Here is a 20,591-nt window from a genome sequence, read left to right on the forward strand (position 1 = left end):
CGATACCCACAAAAAAGCCGACCCCACGGGGTCGGCTTTTTCGTATCCCAGACCCGCGTTCAGTGGGTGGAGAGGATCCGCTGCAGCAGGTGGTTGAACCCAGAGGGATCTTCTGCCGGCCAGGCGTGGTGGCCATTGGGGGTGTGGATGGTGGCGTTGGGCAGGGAGGCAAACTGCTCCACCCGCTTGGCAAGCGGCAGATAGTCGTGGCTGGTGGAGATGATGGCCACCGGCTGCCAGATGGCGCCAAGCCGGGCGCGCACAGACCAGCCGGGCAAGGCGTCGAGCAGCGCCTTGTAGACCCGCTTCCGGTTGCGCACGAAGCGCAGCCGGAAGGTGTGGCGCACCTGGGCGAGATCCGGGCCGGGGAAGAGCTCACGCCCCAGCCACCAGGCGAGCGGACGCATGCCAAACCAGCGCAGCCACTTGAGGCGCTGGGCGTAACGCTCCTGCTCCTTCGGCGTCTCCAGCAGAAACTCGCTAACACCGTTGACCAGCACCAGACCTCGTACCTTGTGAGGAAGTTGCAGGGCCAGCTCCAGTGCCACCATGGCCCCCAGAGAGAGACCCACGACCCAGGCGGGCTCCGGTTGCTCGTCGAGCCAGCGCACCACGTCGGCAGCCAGAGTGGCCACGTCGAACGGCCCCTCCTGCATGCTCTGACCATGGCCGCGCAGGTCGAGGGCCACCACCCGATAGTGTTCGGAGAAGCGCTCTATCTGTGCCTGCCAGTCGAGACTGGATGAGCCCAGCCCGTGCAGCAGCAACAGCAAGGGGCCCTCCCCCGCACTGCGCAGGGCAAGACCGTTGGATTTCATCACCTGATTGCGGCGCATCAGTGTATTGCCTCTCGACTCATCACCTGAACCATCTCTTGTTGTTATGTTGCCCGTGGCCACCCCGCCACGTTATCAGATCGGCGCCCAATCAGCCTTCGCTGACCAGACTGACCGCCTTGATATAGGCGTATATCTGCTGCTCCGGCACCAGCGCCAGCCGGGTGGCGGAGCGGCTGGTGATCCGGGCCAGCAGTATCTGCTCCCCCAGTGCCAACTGCAACAGAGTCTGGCCGGGGCGCACCTCGCGCACCGCCAGCAAACGAGTGGCGAGGCAGTTGGAGAGGCTGGAGTGCTCTATGGGGGCGGTGGCGATCACCACGTCCCGCCCCGCCACCTTGATCTGCAAGGGGCCGCGCTCGTCCGGTACATGATTCATGGTGACCCGCAGGCGCTGCTCGCCGAGCTGCAGGGTCGCCATCTGCTCGTCGTCATCGTAGTGGGCCAGGGTGGCATCCAGCATCACACCGGCATCGTCGCGACTGGCGAGCGAGAGATCGGTGCGGGCAAAGATCTCGCTCGGCCGCCCCTGCGCCTCCACCCGGCCACCCTCCAGCAGCACCAGCTGATCGCAGAGCAGGCTCACCTCCTCCATGGCGTGGCTGACGAAGATCATGGGGATGCCGCTCTCCTGCTGCAACCCTTTGAGCACGTGGGCCTGATGAATGCGGCTACGCCTGTCCAGCGCAGAAAAAGGCTCATCCAGCAGCAGCAGATCGGGCTCAGCCAGCAGGGCCCGCCCCAGTGCCACCCGCTGGCGCTGGCCGCCGGAGAGACCATGAGCCGGCTGCGCCAGCAACTCGGCAAAGCCGAGTCGCGCCGCCAGCGCTTCGGGCTGCCAGCGCCCTCGCCCCTTGCGGGCCGCCAGCTGCAGATTGCCCAGCACGCTCAGATGGGGGAAGAGCCGCGAATCCTGAAACACCAGTCCGATGCGACGCGCTTCGGGCAGCAGATCGGCCAGTTCACGTCCTCGCCACCACAGGCGATCGCCGCTCTGACGATCCAGCCCGGCCATGATGCGCAGCAGTGTGCTCTTGCCGCAGCCGGAGGGGCCGAACAGGCCGAGAATACCCCCCGGCTCGAGGGTCAGTTCGCAGTCGAGGGTGAAGGCACCAAACTCGCGCCTGGCATTAAGTTGCAGGGCGTGGCCCTGAGACATATTGGCTGACGGGGTCATCCGAACAGCCTCCGCTGCCGGCGCTGCAATACGCCATAGACCAGCACCAGCATCACCAGCGAGAAGCCCATCAGGCCGCCAGCCAGAATATGGGCGTTTTGGTAATCCATCGCCTCCACATGATCAAACAGGGCGATGGAGAGCACCTGGGTCTCCCCCGGGATGTTACCGCCGATCATCAGCACAACGCCAAACTCCCCCAGGGTGTGGGCAAAGCCAAGGGCCGCCGCCATCACGAAGCTGGGCAGCGTCATCGGCAAAATGATGTGAAAGAAGCGCTCCAGCGGCCCGAGCCCCAGGGTGGCGGCAGCTTCCAGCTCCTTGTTGCCCATGTTGACGAAGGCAGAGGTGAGCGGCTGCACCACGAAGGGGAGCGAGTAGAGGATGGAGGCCAGCAGCAGACCGAGAAAGCTGAAGGCAAGCGGTGCGCCAAAGGTGTCACGCCACCAGGCACCTAGGCCGTATGAGGGTGAGAAGGCGAGCAGCAGATAGAAACCGAGTACCGTGGGGGGCAGCACCAGAGGCAGGGCCACCAGCGCCTCCACCAAGGGCCGCAGCTTGTTCTGGCTGCGGGACAGCCACCAGGCCAGCGGCGGCGACAGCAGCAATAGGATGCCGGTAGTGCTGGCCGCCAGCTTCAGGGTGAGCCAGATGGCCTGCAGATCCCCTTCACTCATCGAACTCACTCCCAACGCCAGGTTCAGCACCAGACACTGCGAATGAGCAGATCCCCCGATAGACCTGACCCTGAGTCAGGCAGGTCATCGCCAGCAGATCCCTTTTATTCATTGCCAAGCTCCCGGTTGGGATCAGCCAACGACATGGTGTGCATCCTCATGGCAAAGCGTGGTCGACCCCAAGGCCGACCACTCATGGTTGCGCATCAGGCTCATGCCCTTATTGGGGCAGGGCATAGCCCGCGGCCTTGATCTGCGCCTGACCCGGCCCCTTGAGCCAGGCGACCAGCGCCTCGACGGCGGCGCCCTTCTTCAGCACCAGCCCCTGCTGTTCGATGGCCGGATACAGCGTGTTCGGCACAGCCCAGGCTTCGCCTGTTTTGCCCGCCTCCACCAGGTTGGCCCAGGCGACGAAGCCCAGCTCGGCGTTGCCGGTATCGACGAACTGCCAGGTCTGGCCTATGTTGGCGCCGGTCAGCATACGGTACTGTTTGGGATCGATCTTGAGGCTTTCCAGGGTCGCCATGGCGGCAGCGCCATAGGGAGCGGTACGGGCATTGGCGATGGCGAGGTTGCCTTTCCAGCTGCGCAGGCTCGCCTCGTCGGGGGCCGGGCCGCCCTTCTTCCACAAGCCCAGCTGGCCGATGGCATAGGTGAAACGATCGCTGCCCTTGCCCTCTTTCTCCAGCTTCTCGGGGGTGGCCACATCGGCGGAGAGGAAGAGATCGAACGGCGCGCCGTGACTGATCTGGGTGTAGAGCACACCGGTGGCGGCAGAGCTGATGATGACGCTGTGGCCGGTCTTGGCGGTGAACTCCTTGCCGATGCGCTCTATGGTGCCCTTGAAGTTGGCGGCCACGGCCACCTTCACCTCGTCGGCTTGTACGGCAATGGGGTTCAGCGCCGCGGCACAGACGCCTGCAATGACAACAGATAACAACGGTTTCATTCCCTTCCTCCTGATGTGGGTCTGGTCTCACCAGGCCCGAAAACAGGGGCAAGGTTCCCGTTGAACCTGCACCCCTACGATGAACAGGTCAAATTTTCCAGCGGGCGGCGGCAGCGCTGTCGCTCTCCTTGGCCTCGACCCAGCGTTGGATTCCCTCGGCGGTCAGCTCTTTTTTCCAGAACGGTGCCCGGGTTTTCAGAAAATCCATGATGAAGTGACAGGCATCAAACGCGGCATCGCGGTGGGCACTGCTCACCGCCACCAGCACTATCTGATCGCCGAGCAGCAACTCGCCGATGCGGTGAATGAGGGTGCACTCCTGCAGCGGCCAGCGACGGCGTGCCTCCTGCACTATGTCGGCCAGCGCCTTCTCGGTCATGCCGGGGTAGTGCTCGAGGGCCAGCCCCTTCACCTCCTCCCCCTGATTGAAGTCGCGCACCTTGCCGACGAAGGTGACGATGGCGCCACTGTCGGCGCGGGTGGCGAGACGGGCATACTCATCGGCCAGCGAAAAATCGGCCCGCTGCACCAGAATGCGATCTATGGGCGTCGTGGTTGCTTGAGACATGGCTCAGCCTCCGGTCGTGACTGGAAGGAGAGGGAAGAAGGCGGCCTCATCACCGTCCCACAGCTCAGTGGTGCGATCCACGGTCGTTATCTTGCTCATGGTCAGCCTCCGGTCGTTACTGGAGAGAGGGAAGAAGGCTACTTCGTCGCCACCGCACAGCTCAGTGGTGCGATCCACGGTCGTTATCTCGCTCATCCTCAGCCTCCGGTCACGGGGGGGAAGAAGGCCACTTCATCGCCATCATTGATGGGGGTATCGAGGGGCACCAGGGTCTGGTTGACCGCGACCAGCAATTTGCCCGCTTCCAGCGCCAGTGCCCACTTGTCACCGCGCTCACACAGGGTCGCCCGCAGCTGCTCGGCGGTAGCGTAGTCGCAGGGCAGGCTCAGTTCGTCACAGGCCACCAGCTCTCTTACTTGCGCAAAAAACAGTACCTTGATCATGCCTGCGCTCCTGCACTCGCGCCCAACTGAAAGTGGCCGGACTTGCCGCCCTTTTTCTCCACCAGTCGCACCTGTTCGATCACCATGTCCTTTTGCACCGCCTTGCACATATCGTAAATGGTCAGCGCCGCCACCGAGGCTGCGGTCAGCGCCTCCATCTCCACCCCTGTCTTGCCGGAGAGCTTGCAGAGGGTGCGAATATGGACCCTATTGTGCGCCGGCAGAGGTTCGATCTCCACCTCTACCCGGGTAAGGGCCAGGGGGTGGCAAAGGGGGATGAGATCCGCCGTTTTCTTGGCCGCCATGATGCCGGCGATGCGGGCGGTGGCGAACACGTCCCCCTTGTGGTGCTGACCGCTCAGGATCAGCGCCAGGGTTTCAGGTGCCATGGCGACAAACGCCTCGGCGCGGGCCTCACGTTCGGTGACCTGCTTGTCGGTCACGTCCACCATGTGGGCTTCGCCGCTTTGGTTGAGATGGGTCAGGTTCATCAGGTTCCCCTTGAAGGCTGAAAGAGTGCTGGGATCCCTGGCTCGTGGCTCAGAGATGGGTCACGAAGTTGCAGGGCTGGGTGCGGGCATCGAGCTGATCCCGGATGAGCTGCTCCCAGCCCAGCTGGCAGGCGCCGGGAGAACCTGGCAGACAGCAGACCAGGGTGCGGTTGGCGAGCCCGGCCAGGGCACGGCTCTGCATGGCAGAGCCTTCGATCTCGGCAAACGAGAGCTGACGGAACAGCTCGCCAAAGCCCTTGACTGTGCGGTCGAACAAGACGCCGACCGCCTCCGGCACCCAGTTCTGATCGGTGAAACCCGTGCCGCCATTGATGAGCACCACCTGGATGCCCTCATCGGCGATCCACTGGCTGACCCGGGAGCGAACTTGATAGAGGTTGTCGGCGAGCAGGGCCCGATCGGCCAGCTGGTGACCGGCGTCGGTCACGGCCGAGACCAGATAGTCGCCCGAGCTGTCATTGGCGCTGGTACGACTGTCGGAGACCGTCAACACGGCGATCTTGAGGGGAATGAATGCGGTCATGTTCTGTCCCATGGGCAGCTCCTGATAACAAAGGACCGTGAGCAAAGAGAAGAAGAGAGTAGCCAGGATCCTGGTGTGCAGCGCTTGATCCGGGGAGGATCCATACCTGCGCAGGCATGACCCTTACCACATGGTCACTCGCTGCGACTCACGGCGGCCCGATTCTACCAAAACTCGTGCCAGAGGGGGGATTTAAAGGACACACAAATGCCGTTTTGGCGCGGTTGGCTGCAATATGAACAGGCCGGGCAAGCCCGGCCTGGATCTGGCTACCTTAGAAGCCCTTCACCCCTGTCATGTCAGGCAGCTGGTGAGCTATGCCCTTGTGACAGTCGATGCAGGTGCTCTCGCCACTGGCCAGACTGGTGGAGTGCATCTGGGCTCCCCGCTTGCCTTGCAGGGAGAAGTCCATGTACTCGAAGTTGTGGCAGTTGCGACACTCCCTCGAATCCGTGTCCTTCATGCGCTTCCACTCCCGCTCGGCCATCTCGCGGCGGTGGCTCTCGAACTTCTCGCGGGTATCCACCTTGCCGGTCAGCATGCCCCACAGCTCCTTGGACGCCTGCACCTTGCGAATGATCTTGTAGGTCCATTCGTGGGGTACGTGGCAATCCGGGCAACTGGCGCGTACGCCGGAACGGTTGGCGTAGTGGATGGTGTCGCGGTACTCCACGAACACGTTGTCCTTCATCTCGTGACAACCGGTACAAAACTTCTCGGTGTTGGAGGCTTCCATGGCGGTGTTGAAACCACCCCAGAAGATGACCCCGCCAAAGAAGCCCATCATCAGCAGCACCCAGAGGGCGGCCTTGGAGGGAGACTTGAAGGTGGTCCACAGTCGTTGCACAAAACCAGGTAATTTCATCTATGGGTTCCTCAGTTCAGCGCTTCAACCGGTTTAAACGTATTTTCCACCAGCGGCTTGGCATCCGTTTGCGGCACGTGGCACTGCAGGCAGAAGTAGCGACGCGGCGAGACCTCCCCTAAGGTCATGCCATCACGGGTCTCGAAGTGAGTCGGGCTGATCTTGGGGGCCTTCATCTTGCTGGCATTCTTGAAGCTGTGACAGGCCAGGCACTTGTTGACCTTGTTGTCCACTTCATAGTTGCGGGTGTCATGGGGGATCAGCGGTGGCTGATGCATGTACTGGCGATCGTAGAGGTCGCCATCCTTGCGAAAGTTCTTCATGGGGGCGGCTTCGGCCTCGGTCCCGAGATCCGTGGTGCCCCGTTCAGACTTGATGCCACCGGTCTCCGTCGTGATTTCGGGATTCTGTGCTGCCATCAAGGACCCCGCCACCAGGCAGGCCAGCATTGCTCCAATCAGCTTTTTCATTATCTGTTCTCCGACGTTTTATCAGCCTTGACGGCAAAACCTACAGTGATTTCAAAAACTTGCTCCGCGCAGACATCAATGCAACGGCCGCAGTTGGTACACTCTTGAGCCACAATCAAGGGCCCGTGACCACGCTTGGCACCGTGAACGGGGCCGCGCAGAATGGGGCGCTCGGGGCAGACCGCATAACAATCCATGCAGTTGCTGCACCGCTCGCGCCCCCTGGCAGAAATCTTGATGAACCCGACCCGGTTGACCAGGGCATAGAAGGCCCCCACAGGGCAGAGATGACCACACCAGCCCCGCTCCACCACAAAGAGGTCGAACAGGAAGAGCACCGCCAGCAAGGCCCACCCAGCCCCCATGCCAAACAGCAGACCGCGCAGGGCGAGCGAGACCGGATTGACCAGCTCCCACACCAGCACGCCCGCGATGGCCGGGGCCACCAGCACCATGGCCAGCAGCCAGTAACGCGTATTGCGGTTGAACTGACCGTTGCCCTTGAGGCCAAGCCGGGCCCTGGCCCAGGCGGCGGCATCCGTGATGAGGTTGACCGGACAGACCCAGGAGCAGAACACCCGCCCCCCGACCAGCCAGTACCCCAGCAGCACCAGGACCGCCCCCAGCCAGAGGGTGGTGATGGGCCAATGGCCCGCCGCCACCGATTGCAGCAGGGTGAGGGGATCCGTGAGCGGGACCGTCTCCAGCAAGAGTGAGCTGGAAAGGTTGCCCTTGAGGATCCAGACGCCCGCCAGCGGCCCCAGCAGGAACAGCCCCAGCACGCAGCACTGGGTCAGGCGCCGCAGCAGCAGGAAGCGGTGTGACCGCCACCAGCCGAGCCGAGCCTGCGCCTCCTCTCCCGGATAACGACTCATAGCCCCTCCGGTTTGCGGGTAGGCAGGGTGAGCCGCTCACCGATGAGCGACTTGCCCGCCTTGCGCTTCTCTTCCCAGCCGAGCCGGTAGTGATGGCCCAGCTCCCCCTTGGCGAGCTGACGGGGCACCACCTTGATGGCAGACTCCTCCAGCACGCAGGCATGCTCGCACTTGCCGCAGCCGGTGCAGCTGTCGCTGTGCACAGTGGGCAGAAACATGGCGTGCTTGCCGGTGCGCTGATTGTGCTGCAGCTCCAGAGTGATCGCCTTGTCAATCAAGGGGCAGACCCGGTAGCAGACATCGCAGCGCAGCCCCAGGTAGTTGAGGCAGGTCTCATGATCGATGAGCACTGCCACCCCCATGCGCGCCTGATCGATGTCGGTCATCCCCGGATCCAGCGCCCCGCTCGGGCAGGCCACCACGCAGGGAATGTCGGCACACATCTCGCACGGCACGGCCCGCGCATCAAAATAGGGGGTGCCGGTGGTCACGGGTTCAAACAGCCGGGCAAGCTTGAGAGTGTCGTAGGGGCAGGCCTCGACGCAGAGCCCGCAGCGCACGCAGGCGCTGAGGAACTCGGCCTCGTCGAGGGCGGCTGGCGGGCGCAGCGCCTGGGCAGGCACGGCTTGCACCTGCTGGCGCGCCATGCCGCCGAGCCCCACACCAAGCAGGCCCACACCGCAGGCCCCCTTGGCCATGTCGGCCAGAAACTGGCGCCGACTACGACTCATCTCGCGCTCCCCCGCCTTATGCCTTGACGACCTTGACGGCGCACTTCTTGTAATCCGTCTCTTTGGAGAGCGGATCCGTGGCGTCCAGGGTCAGCTTGTTGACCAGCTGGCTCGCGTCGAAGAAGGGCATGAACACCAGGCCTTTGGGCGGACGGTTGCGGCCACGGGTCTCGACCCGGGTCTTCACCTCGCCACGACGGGAGGAGACGATCACCTCTTCGCCACGACGCACGCCACGGGCCTTGGCATCTTCCGGGTGCATGAAGAGCACAGCATCCGGGAAGGCGCGATAGAGCTCGGGCACGCGACGGGTCATGGTGCCTGTGTGCCAGTGTTCCAGCACGCGGCCGGTAGAGAGCCACATGTCGTACTCTTTGTCCGGCGCCTCGGCGGCCGGCTCGTAGGGCAGCGCGAAGATCACCGCCTTGCCATCTGGCTTGCCGTAGAAACGCACCCCCTCGCCCGCCTTCACATAGGGGTCGAACCCTTCACGGTAGCGCCACAGGGTCTCCTTGCCATCCACCACGGGCCAGCGCAGACCGCGCGCCTCGTGATACTGATCGAAGGGGGCCAGATCGTGACCATGACCGCGGCCGAAGCTGGCGTACTCCTCGAACAGCCCCTTCTGGACGTAGAAACCGAAGTGTTCAGCCTCATCGTTGAGCACGCCCTTGCTCTGCTCTTTCGGGAACTGATCGACCTGACCGTTCTTGTAGAGCACCTCATACAGGGTCTTGCCCTTCACTTCCGGCATCTTGGCGATAAGCTCGGCCGGCCACACCTCTTCCACCGTGAAGCGCTTGGCAAACTCCATCAGCTGCCACAAGTCGGACTTGGCCCCTTCCGGCGGCTTGACCTGCTGGTGCCAGAACTGGGTGCGGCGCTCGGCGTTGCCATAGGCCCCCTCTTTCTCCACCCACATGGCGGTGGGCAGGATGAGATCCGCGGCCTGGGCAGTCACGGTCGGGTAAGGGTCAGACACCACGATGAAGTTGGCCGGGTTGCGGTAACCGGGCAGCCCCTCCTCGTTCATGTTGGGGCCGGCCTGCATGTTGTTGTTGCACATCACCCAGTAGGCGTTGAGCTTGCCGTCTTTGAGCATGCGGTTTTGCAGCACGGCGTGGTAACCCACCTTGTCCGGTATGGTGCCTTCCGGCAGTTTCCAGATCTTCTCGGCGATGGCGCGGTGCTTGGGCTCGGTCACCACCATGTCGGCCGGCAGACGGTGGGCGAAGGTGCCCACTTCGCGGGCGGTACCGCAGGCGGAGGGCTGGCCGGTCAGGGAGAAGGGACCCGAGCCCGGGGTGGAGATCTTGCCGGTCAACAGGTGGATGTTGTAGCAGAGGTTGTTGGCCCAGACGCCACGGGTGTGCTGGTTGAAGCCCATGGTCCAGTAGGAGACCACCTTCTTGCTCGGGTCGGCATAGAGCTGGGCCAGCTTCTCGAGCTTGTCTTTGGAGACGCCGGAGAGCTTGGCAACCGAGTCGACATCGTAATCCGCCACGAATTTCGCGAAGTCATCGAAGCTCATGGGGGTTGAGTCGCCACTGTCCGGGTTCTTCGCCTGCTGTTGCAGCGGGTGAGTCGGACGCAGGCCATAGCCGATGTCGGTGACCCCCTTGCGGAACTGGGTGTGCTTGTTGACGAACTCCCAGTTCACCTTGTCGTTCTGGATGATGTAGTTGGCTATGTAGTTGAGGATCGCCAAGTCGGTCTGCGGCGTGAACACCATGCCGTTGTCGGCCAGTTCGAAGCTGCGGTGCTCGAAGGTGGAGAGCACGTGCACCTGCACCTCTTGATGGGACAAACGGCGATCCGAGATGCGTGACCAGAGGATGGGGTGCATCTCGGCCATGTTCGAGCCCCACAACACGAAGGCATCGGCCTGCTCTATGTCGTCGTAGCAACCCATGGGCTCGTCCATGCCGAAGGTGCGCATGAAACCCACTACGGCCGAGGCCATGCAGTGACGGGCATTGGGATCCAGGTTGTTGGTCCGTAGCCCCGCCTTCATCAGCTTGGCGGCGGCGTAGCCTTCCCACACTGTCCACTGGCCGGAGCCGAACATGCCGACGGCGGTCGGCCCCTTCTCTTTCAGGGTTGCCTTGAACTTCTCGGCCATGATGTCGAATGCCTGATCCCAGCTGATGGGGGCAAAGTCACCGTTCTTGTCGAACTTGCCATCCGTCATGCGCAGCATGGGTTGGGTCAGCCGGTCCTGGCCATACATGATCTTGGACAGGAAGTAGCCCTTGATGCAGTTCAGTCCACGGTTGACCGGTGCATCGGGATCGCCCTGGGTCGCCACGACGCGCCCATTCTGGGAACCCACCAGCACGGAACAGCCGGTACCGCAGAAGCGGCACGGCGCCTTGTCCCAGGTGATGGCGGTCTTGTCGGTGCTGGTGATCAGGTTGGCCGCCAGCGTGGGGGCACTGACTCCGGCCACGGCCGCGGCAGCAGCCACCGCATTGGCCTTCATAAAGTCGCGTCGACTCAGCTTCATGACATATCCTCACATTGCTTAATCACATCAATGACAGCCATAGTGACGAGCCGCGCTGGCTCAGCTTCATGGCGCTTTATTGCTTTTATCGGGCATCGCGAACCTCGCAGCCCCGCCCTCACGGCGTTTCTATTCCTTGCATTCGACATCGAGCTCATCGAACTGATGGTAGATCAGGGCGGCGGACAACACGCCCGGCATGGCATTTATCGCATCTATGGCATCCATGATGGGGCGCTGGCTTGGCCCTTCCAGGGTCACCACCAGCTTGCCGATCTCACTGACGGCGTGGACCTCGGCCCCCTCGAGGGATGCTATCTGTTCTGCGAGCTGGTGACGCAGGGAGGGCTGGGTCAGCACCACCAGGCTCGATACATGGAACTCTTGGTTCATTGTGGCTCCTGCTTCACACACATCCTGACTCATGTTGGATCCTCGGATTTGGGTGCGCCGACCCGGATGCTGCCCACCGGACAGTCCATCACGCAGGCGCCACAGCCGGTACACGAGGCGGCATCTATGCTGGGGGTCGGTACCCGACCCAGCACGGGAGAAAAGCGGATTGCGCGGGTTTCGCAGCTATCCTGGCAACGCTGGCAGAAGACCTGGGTACTGGCCAGACAGCTGGCTTCAATATGGGCTATGTATCGCCAAGGCGCCTCCGTCATGGGACGAAATACCGGCGCCTTGCAGGCCGTGACACAATCACCGCAGAAGGTGCACTCGCCACGCAGGAAATCCACCGCAGGATAACCACCGTCGCCCTTGATCAGGATCTGCTCCGGGCAGGCCGCCAGGCAGTCGCCACAGCGGGTGCAGTCGGCCACGAACTCGGGCCAGGAGACTGACCAGGGCAACTGAACCTGAGGGTCGCTCGATGTCAGGCGACCTCGAAACAGACCACGACGCGACAGGTTGACCCCATCCGGCATATCGACTCCTTTCTGGTGGTTGATAGCGCACGAGCGAGTCCCATGACAGGCATTTTCAATACCTATTATAAGAGTGGGTGTATATTGCGGCCCTGACAAGGTCAGGGATATACCACTAGGGAGATAAACAGGGGGGATTCTTGCGCTGGATCAAACCCTTGGCGTCAAGAGAGAGAAGGGGGGCCGGTGAAAATACCCCCATTTGAGGATTGCTTATTAATCGATGGCTATTTTTTCAAGCCCACCTGAGAGTTAGCCGCCGATGGAGGCCAGATGCGGGGTCATGCCGGCATTGCCCTCGTGCAAGCGGTGGGATGCAGCCTTGCCGGTGAGGGCAGCACGAATGCGCTGTTGCAGCGCATCCTGCTGGTTGTCTGCCGCCAGCAGGTCACGCAGCTCCACCCCGTTGTCACCGAACAGACACAGGTGCAGCTTGCCCACGGAGGAGACCCGCAGCCGGTTGCAACCGGCACAGAAATCCTTGCTGTAGGGCATGATGAGCCCCACGCCCCCCATTGACTCAGGATGCATGAAGACCTGGGCCGGACCATCGTCCGCACCACGCAACTGCTGGACCCAGCCACTCTCGAGCAGCCGCTGCTTGATGAGGTCACCGCTGGCGTGATGGTTCTGAAACAGGGTATCCATCTCGCCGGTCTGCATCAGCTCGATGAAACGCAGCTCGATGGGCTTGTGCCTGATCCAGGCCAGAAACGCATCCAGTTGATGGTCATTGAGCCCCTTGAGCAGCACCGCATTGATCTTCACCGATTTGAAACCGGCGGCCAGCGCCGCTTCGATCCCATCCATCACCTCCGCCAGCTTGTTCTCACCGGTGATCTGGTGAAACTGACGGGGATCCAGACTGTCGACGCTGACGTTGAGGGCGGTGAGGCCCGCATCGAACCACTCCTGGGCGCGCTCTTTCAAGCGGTAGCCATTGGTGGTCATAGCCACCTTCTCTATGCCAGGGGTATTGGCCACCGTCTCTATGATGGCGGTGAAGTCCCGGCGCAGGGAGGGCTCGCCTCCGGTCAGGCGCACCTTGCGGGTGCCCATGGCGGCGAAGCCCGAGACAATGCGGCGGATCTCGTCCAGCGAGAGAAACGACTTGCGCCCCTCTTTGTTCCCGTCCGGGGGACGATAGCCGTCGGGCAAACAGTAGGTACAACGAAAATTGCACACATCGGTAACCGACAGGCGCAAATAGTAAAAACGACGGGAAAAACCATCTTGCAGTGGCGACATAAACACCTTTCCAAATACGGGAGGCCAGGGCATTTCTTTCCTGACCCTTACAGCTCGAACATCGGCTGACGGCGGTTTTCCCCTATCGCAAGGACTTAGGCAAAACAGCTCGGAGTTCATCTAGTTTTTCGATGCTAGCACAAGTTGGAGTACACTCCCATGCTACTTTGTGGGGTTATTGTCTGATGCGAAGGAAGACGATCAGCATGGGAAAGTGGTTCAAAGTGCATTCGGTCAGCAGCGCCATCGGGCGCTCCATGGTGCTCATTCTGTTCATGGCGAGCCTGATCGCCGTGGTGGCCATGGTGACCCTGTTCTACTCGGTGCCCGATGCCAAGGCGATCAACCTGTCGGGTTCGCTGCGGATGCAGGCCTACCGCATGGCCTACGAGATAGAGCAGGGCCAGCCCGTGCTGGGACGACTCGATCAGTTTGAACAGACGCTGCATGCGGCCGAGTTGCAGGAGACCCAGCGCTGGATCACCCCTGCCTCCCTGCGCCGCACCTATGGCGAAGTATTGCTGCAATGGCAGGTGATGCGCGAGCACATCGAGAATGCCACCCCCAGACGCTACACAGACAACACTGAGCAGTTTGTGGCGGCCATCGACGACTTCGTCAACCAGATGCAGTACCACGTGGAGTTCAAGGTGCGCATGCTGGCGCTGGCGGAAGGGTTAGGGCTGCTCTCCATCATCACCATCGCCTGGTTTACCGTGCGGTTTACCCGCCAGCAGGTGGTGGCACCGCTCAACCAGCTGGTCTATTGCGCCCGCCAGATCCAGCGCCAGGAGTTCGATCTCACCCTGCCCCCCCATTGCGAGAACGAGCTGGGGGAGTTGTCGGGCGCCTTCGTCACCATGGCCGACGAGCTGGGCAAGCTCTATCGGGAGCTGGAGAGCAAGGTGGAAGAGAAGACCGCCAAACTGCAGCAGGCCAACGACACCCTCTCCTTCCTCTACAGCACAGCCCAGAAGCTGCATGCGGCGCCGCTGAGCCGGCGCACCCTGCTCAAGCTGCTGGAGCGGGCCGCTGCCCATCAGCACATAGACCACATACGGCTGACCCGCTTCGAACACAACGCCATGCCGGACTACATCACGGGGCGCAAGGGCTGGCCCGGCGATCTCGACTCAGTGGTGAGCTTTCATCTGCAGATGGATGAGCAGGAGTACGGCCGGCTTGACGTGATCAGCAGCCACCCCATAGACGAGCGGCTGATGAAGAACTTCTCCATGCTGCTGGCCCAGGTGCTGCACAAGGATCAGACCCTGCTGCAACATCAGCGGCTGCTGCTGATGGAAGAGAGAGCCGTCATCGCCCGCGAGCTGCACGACTCGCTGGCCCAGGCGCTCTCCTATCTCAAGATCCAGTCCACCCTGCTCAAACGCGCCTTCGCCAAGGGGGAATCCGCCAAGACAGAGGCCGCCATGCAACAGATCGACGAGGGGCTCAGCAGCGCCTACACCCAGCTGCGCGAGCTGCTCGGCACCTTCCGCCTCAGCATAGGTGACGCCAATCTGGGGGAAGCCATCAAGGTGATGCTGGAACAGCTCAAGCCACAGACCCAGGCCGAGATCGGGCTCCATTACGGTCTGGCCGATACGGATCTGGAGGCGGGCCAGCATATCCATATCCTGCAGCTGATCCGTGAGGCAGTGCTCAACGCCATCAAACATGCCAACGCGCAAGTGATTGATGTTAGCTGTGAGACCCTCGCCAATGGTAACATTCAGGTTCAGATTTCAGATGACGGTGTTGGAATAGGGATCGCAAGCTCGGCGGTCAACCACTATGGCCTTAGCATCATGAATGAGCGTGCCAGCAAGTTGCATGGTCTGCTGACCATCAGCGAGCAGCCGCCCAGAGGCACCTGCGTACATCTGACCTTTCCCACCAGCCTAACAAGAGATGCCTGATGGACGAGATGAAATATAGTGTTCTGGTCGTGGATGACCATCCCCTCATGCGCAAAGGGATTGTGCAATTGCTGGCCCTGGAAGAGAACATAGAGGTGGTCGGTGAAGCGTCCAACGGCACCGACGCCGTCGCCATGGCCAAGGAGTCCGAACCGGATCTGATCCTGCTCGACCTCAACATGAAAGGCCTCTCCGGTCTGGATACCCTCAAGGCGCTGCGCACCGAAGAGGTCACCTCCCGGGTGGTGATCCTGACCGTCTCGGATGCCCGCCAGGACGTGGTCGCCCTGCTCAAGGCCGGCGCCGATGGCTATCTGCTCAAGGATACCGAGCCAGAGATGCTGCTCGCCCAGCTGGCGGACGTGATGACCGGCAAACAGATCCTGAGCGAGCCGCTGCGCCCCTACCTCGAGAACATCTACGAGCTGGATCATCTGCAGCAGAAGCTGGAGAGCCTGACCCGTCGCGAGATGCAGATCCTGCGCGAGATTGCCAAGGGCCTCTCCAACAAGCAGGTCGCCTCCGTGCTCCATATTTCCGAGGGCACGGTCAAGGTGCACGTGAAGAGTCTGCTGAAGAAACTCGAGGCCCAGAGCCGCGTCGAAGCGGCCGTCATGTACCTGGAACAGCGCAACTAACGCGCGCTGGCAGAGGTGGATGAACGCAGGCAACCGAGCGCCTTGCTTCGCTCTATTCATGCCTTGAAAAACCAAAGCCCCGCATCGTCGGGGCTTTCCTTATCTGCGCTACATCCGCGCGAAACCCGACCCGTCCCCCTTCACCCCACAACAAGCAAGATGGGCGACCACACACTCCCGCTTGTGTGGAAGCGGGATTCACCCGCCGATTCACCGCATCCGTCACTGCGGCGCACTTCTATCTTCTCATTTCTCGAACCGGGCTCCCCTGCCTGCTCACACCTTGTACTCAGGCCGGCGACGCGGCTTGCACGCCGCCGCAACGGCCATGCGCATTTTGCACTTGGCTCTTTGCAAGATGCGATGCGCTTCAATTCAGGACGCGAAGAGAGCGAGGGCCGAGTACTCAGGATCCGGCCGTATTCAGCTGACTACGGGATCACCTTGGCAAAAAAGATAAAAATATAAATATCTGATTATTAATAAATTTCAGACTCAATTTGGAGACTGACACCTCCATTTTGGGGCCTTTTTCATCCTCTGGCACAGTCGCTGCATTGTCCTATTCAGCAACTACTCAATGGAGGACGGAACATGAAACTTCAACCCTTGGCATTGTTCCCCTTGCCTTCCCACATACTGCCTGGTGGCAAGCTTCCGCTGCGTTTGTTTGAACCGCGCCACCTGCAGATGCTCAAAGAGTCATTCATCAATGACCAGGGTTTCGGCATAGTGATGGAAGAGGCGACCACCACGGGCAAGTCCGGGCGCATACTGCCGGTCGGCACCCGGGTGAAGGTGACCGATTTCTACACCCTGAATGACGGCCTGCTCGGCGTCACTGTGCTCGGCATGGAACGTTTCTGCATCCATGAGATGGAAACGGACGAGATGGGATTGCGCCGGGCCAAGGTCGAAGCGCTGCCCAACTGGCCGAGCGCCCATTCAGACTTCAGTGACAAACCGCTGGTCACCCGGCTGCGGGAAGTGTTCGAGCAGTATCCGGAGCTCGATGAACTCTACCCGGACAAACAGTTTGACGATGCGGCCTGGCTCTGCCAACGCTGGCTCGAAATTCTGCCCATGCCCATCTACGAAAAACAGATGTTGATTGCCAAACAAAATAGCGAAGCGGCCCGTCAATTCCTGCGCCGACTGATCGCACAGTGAGTCAAAGAGAACATTGCAAAATGCGAATATTCCCACAATGAAAATAAGAATTTCGCATTTTGCAAACGGCGGTGATCGATAAAAAGCAATAACACAGCCGCAAGCCGCATAAACAGGTTCTGAAAAGTTGGCACGACTTTTTCATATAGAATCGTACAACCCGATTTATCCCGTGCTCTCTTCAGTATTTGCTGAAGAATTGGTCAACCACCCAGGTTGACCATTTTTTTTACCTGCGATCCGGCAACACTGGGCTGATATGGCGCTGCAGGCACTCTCTCAGTCGCATCAGGCTGATGGGCTTGGCCAGAAAATCATCCATTCCCTGGGCCAGACAACGGGCCCTGTCTTCGGCCATGGCATTGGCCGTCAAGGCCACTATGGGCACCTTGCAGCCCAGTTCCCGCAAGCGGCGAGTCGCCTCCAGCCCATCCATCTGCGGCATCCGCATGTCCATCAGGATGAGATCCGGCTGCTGCTCCGCCACCTGGGCCAGCGCCTCCAGGCCATTGGCCGCGAGCCGTACCCGGCTCACCAGTTTTTGCAGCATGAGGGACACCACCAGCTGGTTGACCGGGCTGTCTTCCACCACCAGCACATCCAGATCCTGTATGGGCAATTGATCCGGCTCGGGCCGGCTGCTGCACTCGCACGGCAGCGCCATGCCGGGCAGCTCGAACCAGAAGCAGCTGCCCTGGCCGGGCGCACTTTGCAGACGGATCTCCCCGCCCATCAGCTCCACCAGCCGTTTGCTGATGGCCAGCCCCAGTCCGGTCCCGGAAAAACGGCGGGTCGCCGAGCTGTCGACCTGGGAGAAGGGCTCGAACAGGAGCGCCTGATCCTCGGCCGAGATGCCGATCCCGGTATCGGTCACCGACACCCGCAGCCGTTGCTCGTGCCAGTCCAGTTGCAGCAAGACGCTGCCCTGGCTGGTGAACTTCACCGCGTTGCCGAGCAGGTTGCTGATCACCTGCGACAGCCGCACCGGATCACCCTGCAACTGGGGCGGAACCGCCTCATCCACCCGCCAGCGCAGGGCTATGCCTTTGCTCCTGGCGCGCTCTTGCAGCGGTTCGATCAGGGATTGGCACAGCTGGGTGGGGAGCAGGGTCTCGCAATGAAACTCCAGGGTATGAGATTCGATTTTCGAGAAATCGAGCACATCGTCGATGATGGTCTGCAGCAGACGGGCCGAGTGGGTGGCATGTCCGAGCAGGGTCTGCTGCTGAGGCTCGAGCTGGGCATGTTGCAACAGATCCAGCATGCCCAGCACCGCATTCATGGGGGAGCGGATCTCGTGGGTCATCATGGCCAGGAACTGCGACTTGGCACGGTTGGCCGCCTCGGCCTCATCCCGTGCCCGGGCCAGCTCCTGCTCGCGGCGGATCTGGTTGCCCACATCCCGCGCCGTGCCCCGATAGCCGATGAAGACACCGGCGGCGTCAAAGCAGGGCTCGGCGTTGATCTCCATCCAGCAGGGTCCCCTGGCCAGGCTGACCTGGGCTCGTACCGCCCGCACCGGCAGATGCAGCTCGATGAGGCGGCGGTACTTGCCCCACTCGGGATCCCGCCGATCATAGACGTAATCGTAGAGACTCTGACCGGGCGGATGCGCTTTCACATCCCCCTGATAGCCGGGCGCCGACACATAGCTGAGCCTGTGTTCCGTGTCCGTCTCCCAGAACCAGTCGGAGGCCATGCCGGCGAAGCTGCGAAAACGCTGCTCGCTGGTCTGCAGCGCCAGCGTCTTGAGCTCGACCTGCTCCTGCAAGCGGGCCCGATAGGCGATGTTGACCAGCGCCTGGGAGATGAGCGGACGGCAGCGTTGCATCGCCGCCTTGCTCTTGAGATCGAAGGTGCCCATCACGGCATGACGGCAGATGAGGACGCCGGAGAAACCGGGGGCGCGCAACCCCGTCATCATGACGCTGGCCCAGCCGGCCACATCGGCCAGTGGCGCCAGCTCGGGCAACTGGGTCGGGTCATAGATGACCAGGGTCTCCCCCTCGATGGCGCGAGAGAAGAGCGGGGTCAGCTGCCAGCGGCGTCCCACCTCGCCATTCTGGGTGCTGAGGTGGGTGATGCCACTGCCAGCTTCCCAGGCCACCACATCCGCATGTTCGAAACCGATGAAGGGCTTGAGCGCCTGGATGAGGCTGTCCAGCACCTGCTCCAGGGTCTGGGCATCGGCCAGCGTCGCGACCCCGCACAGCAGGGTCTGCGACTCCTGGCGGTACTTGGCCTCGCGTTCCCGACAACGCACCAGCTCCACCAGCGTGGTCTGCAGCTTGTCACCCAGGGCTTCCAATTCCGTATTACCTATCATCTTGTTTCCAGCGCCATATATCAGCTGTCGAGGAAGATCACGCTCGATACCATCAGGTTGCCGTGTGCCAGCTCACCGTGGGGCAGACGCCCCTGCTCACCGAAGGTGAACGGGGTAATGAAGGGGATCTCCCCCAGCCGGGTGTGAAATTGATCGACGAATTGGCATAAGCTATCACCAAGAGCCAAGCGACAACCAGCACAAAAGATCACTAGGGCCCCGAACGGCTGCATCTCGGCGGTCATGCCGTACTCGGGTTCGATGCGGGTCGCATTCAGACTGCGTTGCAGCAAGCCTTCCTGACTGCTGTACATCAACAGCAGCCGCTCGCCGAGCCGGGTATCGGTGAAGAGGCGCAATCCGCCACCTTCTGTCACCGCCTCGGGATGGGAGAGCTTGTAGTAGGGCATGTCGTCCAGGGTGCCCACCTGGCGGGCCAGCGGCGAGAGGGTGGTATCCCGCAGTATGGGTCCCACAGGCCAGGCAGTGGTTCGCCCGGTCCAGCGAGCGTAGACCTCGGCGGCGGGCTCATGATCTATGGTGAGGATCTCGCGCCCCGCCAGGGCGGTAATGGTGCCGCGATGCTCGGTCGGGACATAGCCGGAATGAAACTGGAACGCCAGCTGGCAATCGGGATAGAGCACCGCCAGCACAACTCCCTCGCGGGCACTGCCCTCATCCCAGCACAACTGCCAGTCGCCGCTGACACTGTTGTCGGCCGCCGAGCCTCCCACGACAGGGACGGTCGTTCCCAGCTCGGCTTCGATACTGGCCAGCATCGCCTCCTCCTGACCCGGGCTGGCGTGCAACAGTATGAGCTGAGGCAGCTCGCCGGGACGCCCGCCATCGGCGATGGCGGCACGCAACAGCTGGCGAATATCCACCTCATCCCCCGCCAGCCCCGCCACCCCATAGGCTCCCTTGTCATCGTAGAGGGCGGCCACCGCCAGCCCTATCCCCTGACGGGCGTGGTGGCCAACCTGGGTCATGACGCCACCGCAGGAGCTGCACCCTATCAGTCGGGTCGTCGGAAACTGCTGCTTGAGGTGATGGCGCAGTTCCTCGGCATCATGAGCTTGGGTAAAATAGACCAATAACAGCGAAGGGGAATGAGGCGATTGAGCGAGCAGCCGCTCACTGACCTGCCGGGCAGCCAGCAGGGAGGTCTCTTCAAGAGAGTGAGCCGTCAGAAAGTTCAACACCATCTCCTAGTTGTTCATGATGCT

22 protein-coding genes and 1 riboswitch are annotated in these 20,591 nt (G+C 61.7%); of the genes, 3 read left to right on the forward strand and 19 right to left on the reverse strand.

Annotated elements, in window-relative coordinates; all coding sequences use genetic code 11:
* Nucleotides 1–59 precede the first annotated feature (59 nt).
* The 17 genes from BN1118_RS16825 to moaA all read right to left on the reverse strand — a co-directional run bounded on the left by BN1118_RS16825 (nucleotide 60) and on the right by moaA (nucleotide 13,312).
* Nucleotides 60–836: an alpha/beta fold hydrolase gene (locus BN1118_RS16825; protein ID WP_043557184.1), complete on the reverse strand. Its 777-nt coding sequence runs from the start codon at nucleotides 834–836 to the stop codon at nucleotides 60–62.
* Nucleotides 837–927: 91 nt separating this feature from the next.
* Nucleotides 928–2,013: a molybdenum ABC transporter ATP-binding protein gene (gene modC / locus BN1118_RS16830; RefSeq protein ID WP_043557186.1), complete on the reverse strand. Its 1,086-nt coding sequence runs from the start codon at nucleotides 2,011–2,013 to the stop codon at nucleotides 928–930.
* Nucleotides 2,010–2,690, reverse strand: a complete 681-nt coding sequence (gene modB, locus BN1118_RS16835; RefSeq protein ID WP_043138440.1) for a molybdate ABC transporter permease subunit — start codon at nucleotides 2,688–2,690, stop codon at nucleotides 2,010–2,012. Before modB ends, modC begins: the two co-directional genes overlap by 4 nt.
* A 220-nt stretch (nucleotides 2,691–2,910) precedes the next feature.
* Nucleotides 2,911–3,639: a molybdate ABC transporter substrate-binding protein gene (gene modA / locus BN1118_RS16840; protein WP_043557187.1), complete on the reverse strand. Its 729-nt coding sequence runs from the start codon at nucleotides 3,637–3,639 to the stop codon at nucleotides 2,911–2,913.
* A gap of 88 nt (nucleotides 3,640–3,727) precedes the next feature.
* Nucleotides 3,728–4,207 carry a molybdopterin synthase catalytic subunit MoaE gene (gene moaE / locus BN1118_RS16845; RefSeq protein WP_043557188.1) on the reverse strand — a complete coding sequence of 160 codons (480 nt, stop codon included), beginning with the start codon at nucleotides 4,205–4,207 and terminating at the stop codon, nucleotides 3,728–3,730.
* Nucleotides 4,208–4,210: 3 nt separating this feature from the next.
* The gene (locus tag BN1118_RS16850) at nucleotides 4,211–4,402 is read right to left on the reverse strand and encodes a ubiquitin family protein (RefSeq protein WP_043557189.1); all 192 of its coding nucleotides are present in this window, start codon (nucleotides 4,400–4,402) and stop codon (nucleotides 4,211–4,213) included.
* A 2-nt stretch (nucleotides 4,403–4,404) separates the two neighbouring features.
* Nucleotides 4,405–4,650, reverse strand: a complete 246-nt coding sequence (gene moaD, locus BN1118_RS16855) for a molybdopterin synthase sulfur carrier subunit (protein WP_043557190.1) — start codon at nucleotides 4,648–4,650, stop codon at nucleotides 4,405–4,407.
* A complete protein-coding gene (gene moaC, locus BN1118_RS16860) occupies nucleotides 4,647–5,141 on the reverse strand; it encodes a cyclic pyranopterin monophosphate synthase MoaC (RefSeq protein WP_043557191.1) in 495 nt (164 codons plus the stop codon). Before moaC ends, moaD begins: the two co-directional genes overlap by 4 nt.
* A 49-nt stretch (nucleotides 5,142–5,190) precedes the next feature.
* Entirely contained in the window at nucleotides 5,191–5,697 is a 507-nt protein-coding gene (moaB, locus tag BN1118_RS16865) for a molybdenum cofactor biosynthesis protein B (protein ID WP_043138457.1), read from the reverse strand.
* 262 nt (nucleotides 5,698–5,959) lie between these two features.
* Nucleotides 5,960–6,550 (reverse strand): cytochrome c3 family protein, encoded by a 591-nt coding sequence (locus BN1118_RS16870; protein WP_043138459.1) that lies wholly within the window; start codon nucleotides 6,548–6,550, stop codon nucleotides 5,960–5,962.
* An 11-nt stretch (nucleotides 6,551–6,561) separates the two neighbouring features.
* Nucleotides 6,562–7,020, reverse strand: a complete 459-nt coding sequence (locus BN1118_RS16875) for a nitrate reductase cytochrome c-type subunit (protein ID WP_043138461.1) — start codon at nucleotides 7,018–7,020, stop codon at nucleotides 6,562–6,564.
* Nucleotides 7,020–7,895, reverse strand: coding sequence for a quinol dehydrogenase ferredoxin subunit NapH (napH, locus tag BN1118_RS16880; protein WP_043557192.1), 876 nt, complete (start codon nucleotides 7,893–7,895; stop codon nucleotides 7,020–7,022). The genes BN1118_RS16875 and napH overlap by 1 nt, the downstream gene beginning before the upstream one ends.
* Entirely contained in the window at nucleotides 7,892–8,626 is a 735-nt protein-coding gene (gene napG, locus BN1118_RS16885) for a ferredoxin-type protein NapG (protein WP_043557194.1), read from the reverse strand. The genes napH and napG overlap by 4 nt, the downstream gene beginning before the upstream one ends.
* A gap of 16 nt (nucleotides 8,627–8,642) precedes the next feature.
* On the reverse strand, nucleotides 8,643–11,132 hold the full coding sequence (gene napA / locus BN1118_RS16890; RefSeq protein WP_043557195.1) for a nitrate reductase catalytic subunit NapA: 2,490 nt from the start codon (nucleotides 11,130–11,132) through the stop codon (nucleotides 8,643–8,645).
* Between the two features lie 129 nt (nucleotides 11,133–11,261).
* Nucleotides 11,262–11,525, reverse strand: a complete 264-nt coding sequence (locus tag BN1118_RS16895) for a chaperone NapD (protein WP_043138469.1) — start codon at nucleotides 11,523–11,525, stop codon at nucleotides 11,262–11,264.
* A 29-nt stretch (nucleotides 11,526–11,554) separates the two neighbouring features.
* Nucleotides 11,555–12,064, reverse strand: a complete 510-nt coding sequence (napF, locus tag BN1118_RS16900; RefSeq protein WP_043557196.1) for a ferredoxin-type protein NapF — start codon at nucleotides 12,062–12,064, stop codon at nucleotides 11,555–11,557.
* 252 nt (nucleotides 12,065–12,316) lie between these two features.
* Nucleotides 12,317–13,312: a GTP 3',8-cyclase MoaA gene (gene moaA / locus BN1118_RS16905; protein WP_042872387.1), complete on the reverse strand. Its 996-nt coding sequence runs from the start codon at nucleotides 13,310–13,312 to the stop codon at nucleotides 12,317–12,319.
* Nucleotides 13,300–13,439, reverse strand: a riboswitch (molybdenum cofactor riboswitch). Its footprint overlaps the gene before it by 13 nt.
* A 79-nt stretch (nucleotides 13,440–13,518) precedes the next feature.
* Between moaA and narQ the strand changes: the two genes are divergently transcribed.
* From narQ to BN1118_RS16920, 3 genes are all read left to right on the forward strand, one after another.
* Nucleotides 13,519–15,231 (forward strand): nitrate/nitrite two-component system sensor histidine kinase NarQ, encoded by a 1,713-nt coding sequence (gene narQ / locus BN1118_RS16910; RefSeq protein WP_043138475.1) that lies wholly within the window; start codon nucleotides 13,519–13,521, stop codon nucleotides 15,229–15,231.
* The gene (narL, locus tag BN1118_RS16915) at nucleotides 15,231–15,869 is read left to right on the forward strand and encodes a two-component system response regulator NarL (RefSeq protein ID WP_011705476.1); all 639 of its coding nucleotides are present in this window, start codon (nucleotides 15,231–15,233) and stop codon (nucleotides 15,867–15,869) included. The genes narQ and narL overlap by 1 nt, the downstream gene beginning before the upstream one ends.
* A 594-nt stretch (nucleotides 15,870–16,463) precedes the next feature.
* Complete coding sequence (locus BN1118_RS16920) at nucleotides 16,464–17,039, forward strand: LON peptidase substrate-binding domain-containing protein (RefSeq protein ID WP_042872396.1); 576 nt, start codon at nucleotides 16,464–16,466, stop codon at nucleotides 17,037–17,039.
* Between the two features lie 229 nt (nucleotides 17,040–17,268).
* Here BN1118_RS16920 and BN1118_RS16925 read toward each other — a convergent pair whose 3' ends face one another.
* A complete protein-coding gene (locus BN1118_RS16925; RefSeq protein ID WP_043557198.1) occupies nucleotides 17,269–19,365 on the reverse strand; it encodes a hybrid sensor histidine kinase/response regulator in 2,097 nt (698 codons plus the stop codon).
* 20 nt (nucleotides 19,366–19,385) lie between these two features.
* Nucleotides 19,386–20,570, reverse strand: a complete 1,185-nt coding sequence (locus BN1118_RS16930; RefSeq protein WP_043557200.1) for an FIST signal transduction protein — start codon at nucleotides 20,568–20,570, stop codon at nucleotides 19,386–19,388.
* Nucleotides 20,571–20,591 lie beyond the last annotated feature (21 nt).

Origin of the sequence: Aeromonas bestiarum (assembly GCF_000819745.1) — a bacterium.
Taxonomy (GTDB): domain Bacteria; phylum Pseudomonadota; class Gammaproteobacteria; order Enterobacterales; family Aeromonadaceae; genus Aeromonas; species Aeromonas bestiarum.

Coding starts and splice junctions, on each gene's coding strand:
- BN1118_RS16850 (WP_043557189.1), bottom strand. CDS start 4,402: ATGAGCGAGATAACGACCGTGGATCGCACCACTGAGCTGTGCGGTGGC.
- BN1118_RS16930 (WP_043557200.1), bottom strand. CDS start 20,570: ATGGTGTTGAACTTTCTGACGGCTCACTCTCTTGAAGAGACCTCCCTG.
- modC (WP_043557186.1), bottom strand. CDS start 2,013: ATGACCCCGTCAGCCAATATGTCTCAGGGCCACGCCCTGCAACTTAAT.
- BN1118_RS16825 (WP_043557184.1), bottom strand. CDS start 836: ATGCGCCGCAATCAGGTGATGAAATCCAACGGTCTTGCCCTGCGCAGT.
- napG (WP_043557194.1), bottom strand. CDS start 8,626: ATGAGTCGTAGTCGGCGCCAGTTTCTGGCCGACATGGCCAAGGGGGCC.
- moaB (WP_043138457.1), bottom strand. CDS start 5,697: ATGGGACAGAACATGACCGCATTCATTCCCCTCAAGATCGCCGTGTTG.
- moaC (WP_043557191.1), bottom strand. CDS start 5,141: ATGAACCTGACCCATCTCAACCAAAGCGGCGAAGCCCACATGGTGGAC.
- modA (WP_043557187.1), bottom strand. CDS start 3,639: ATGAAACCGTTGTTATCTGTTGTCATTGCAGGCGTCTGTGCCGCGGCG.
- BN1118_RS16925 (WP_043557198.1), bottom strand. CDS start 19,365: ATGATAGGTAATACGGAATTGGAAGCCCTGGGTGACAAGCTGCAGACC.
- napH (WP_043557192.1), bottom strand. CDS start 7,895: ATGAGTCGTTATCCGGGAGAGGAGGCGCAGGCTCGGCTCGGCTGGTGG.
- narL (WP_011705476.1), top strand. CDS start 15,231: ATGGACGAGATGAAATATAGTGTTCTGGTCGTGGATGACCATCCCCTC.
- moaE (WP_043557188.1), bottom strand. CDS start 4,207: ATGTCTCAAGCAACCACGACGCCCATAGATCGCATTCTGGTGCAGCGG.
- BN1118_RS16920 (WP_042872396.1), top strand. CDS start 16,464: ATGAAACTTCAACCCTTGGCATTGTTCCCCTTGCCTTCCCACATACTG.
- napF (WP_043557196.1), bottom strand. CDS start 12,064: ATGCCGGATGGGGTCAACCTGTCGCGTCGTGGTCTGTTTCGAGGTCGC.
- BN1118_RS16895 (WP_043138469.1), bottom strand. CDS start 11,525: ATGAACCAAGAGTTCCATGTATCGAGCCTGGTGGTGCTGACCCAGCCC.
- BN1118_RS16870 (WP_043138459.1), bottom strand. CDS start 6,550: ATGAAATTACCTGGTTTTGTGCAACGACTGTGGACCACCTTCAAGTCT.
- BN1118_RS16875 (WP_043138461.1), bottom strand. CDS start 7,020: ATGAAAAAGCTGATTGGAGCAATGCTGGCCTGCCTGGTGGCGGGGTCC.
- narQ (WP_043138475.1), top strand. CDS start 13,519: ATGGGAAAGTGGTTCAAAGTGCATTCGGTCAGCAGCGCCATCGGGCGC.
- modB (WP_043138440.1), bottom strand. CDS start 2,690: ATGAGTGAAGGGGATCTGCAGGCCATCTGGCTCACCCTGAAGCTGGCG.
- moaD (WP_043557190.1), bottom strand. CDS start 4,650: ATGATCAAGGTACTGTTTTTTGCGCAAGTAAGAGAGCTGGTGGCCTGT.
- moaA (WP_042872387.1), bottom strand. CDS start 13,312: ATGTCGCCACTGCAAGATGGTTTTTCCCGTCGTTTTTACTATTTGCGC.
- napA (WP_043557195.1), bottom strand. CDS start 11,132: ATGAAGCTGAGTCGACGCGACTTTATGAAGGCCAATGCGGTGGCTGCT.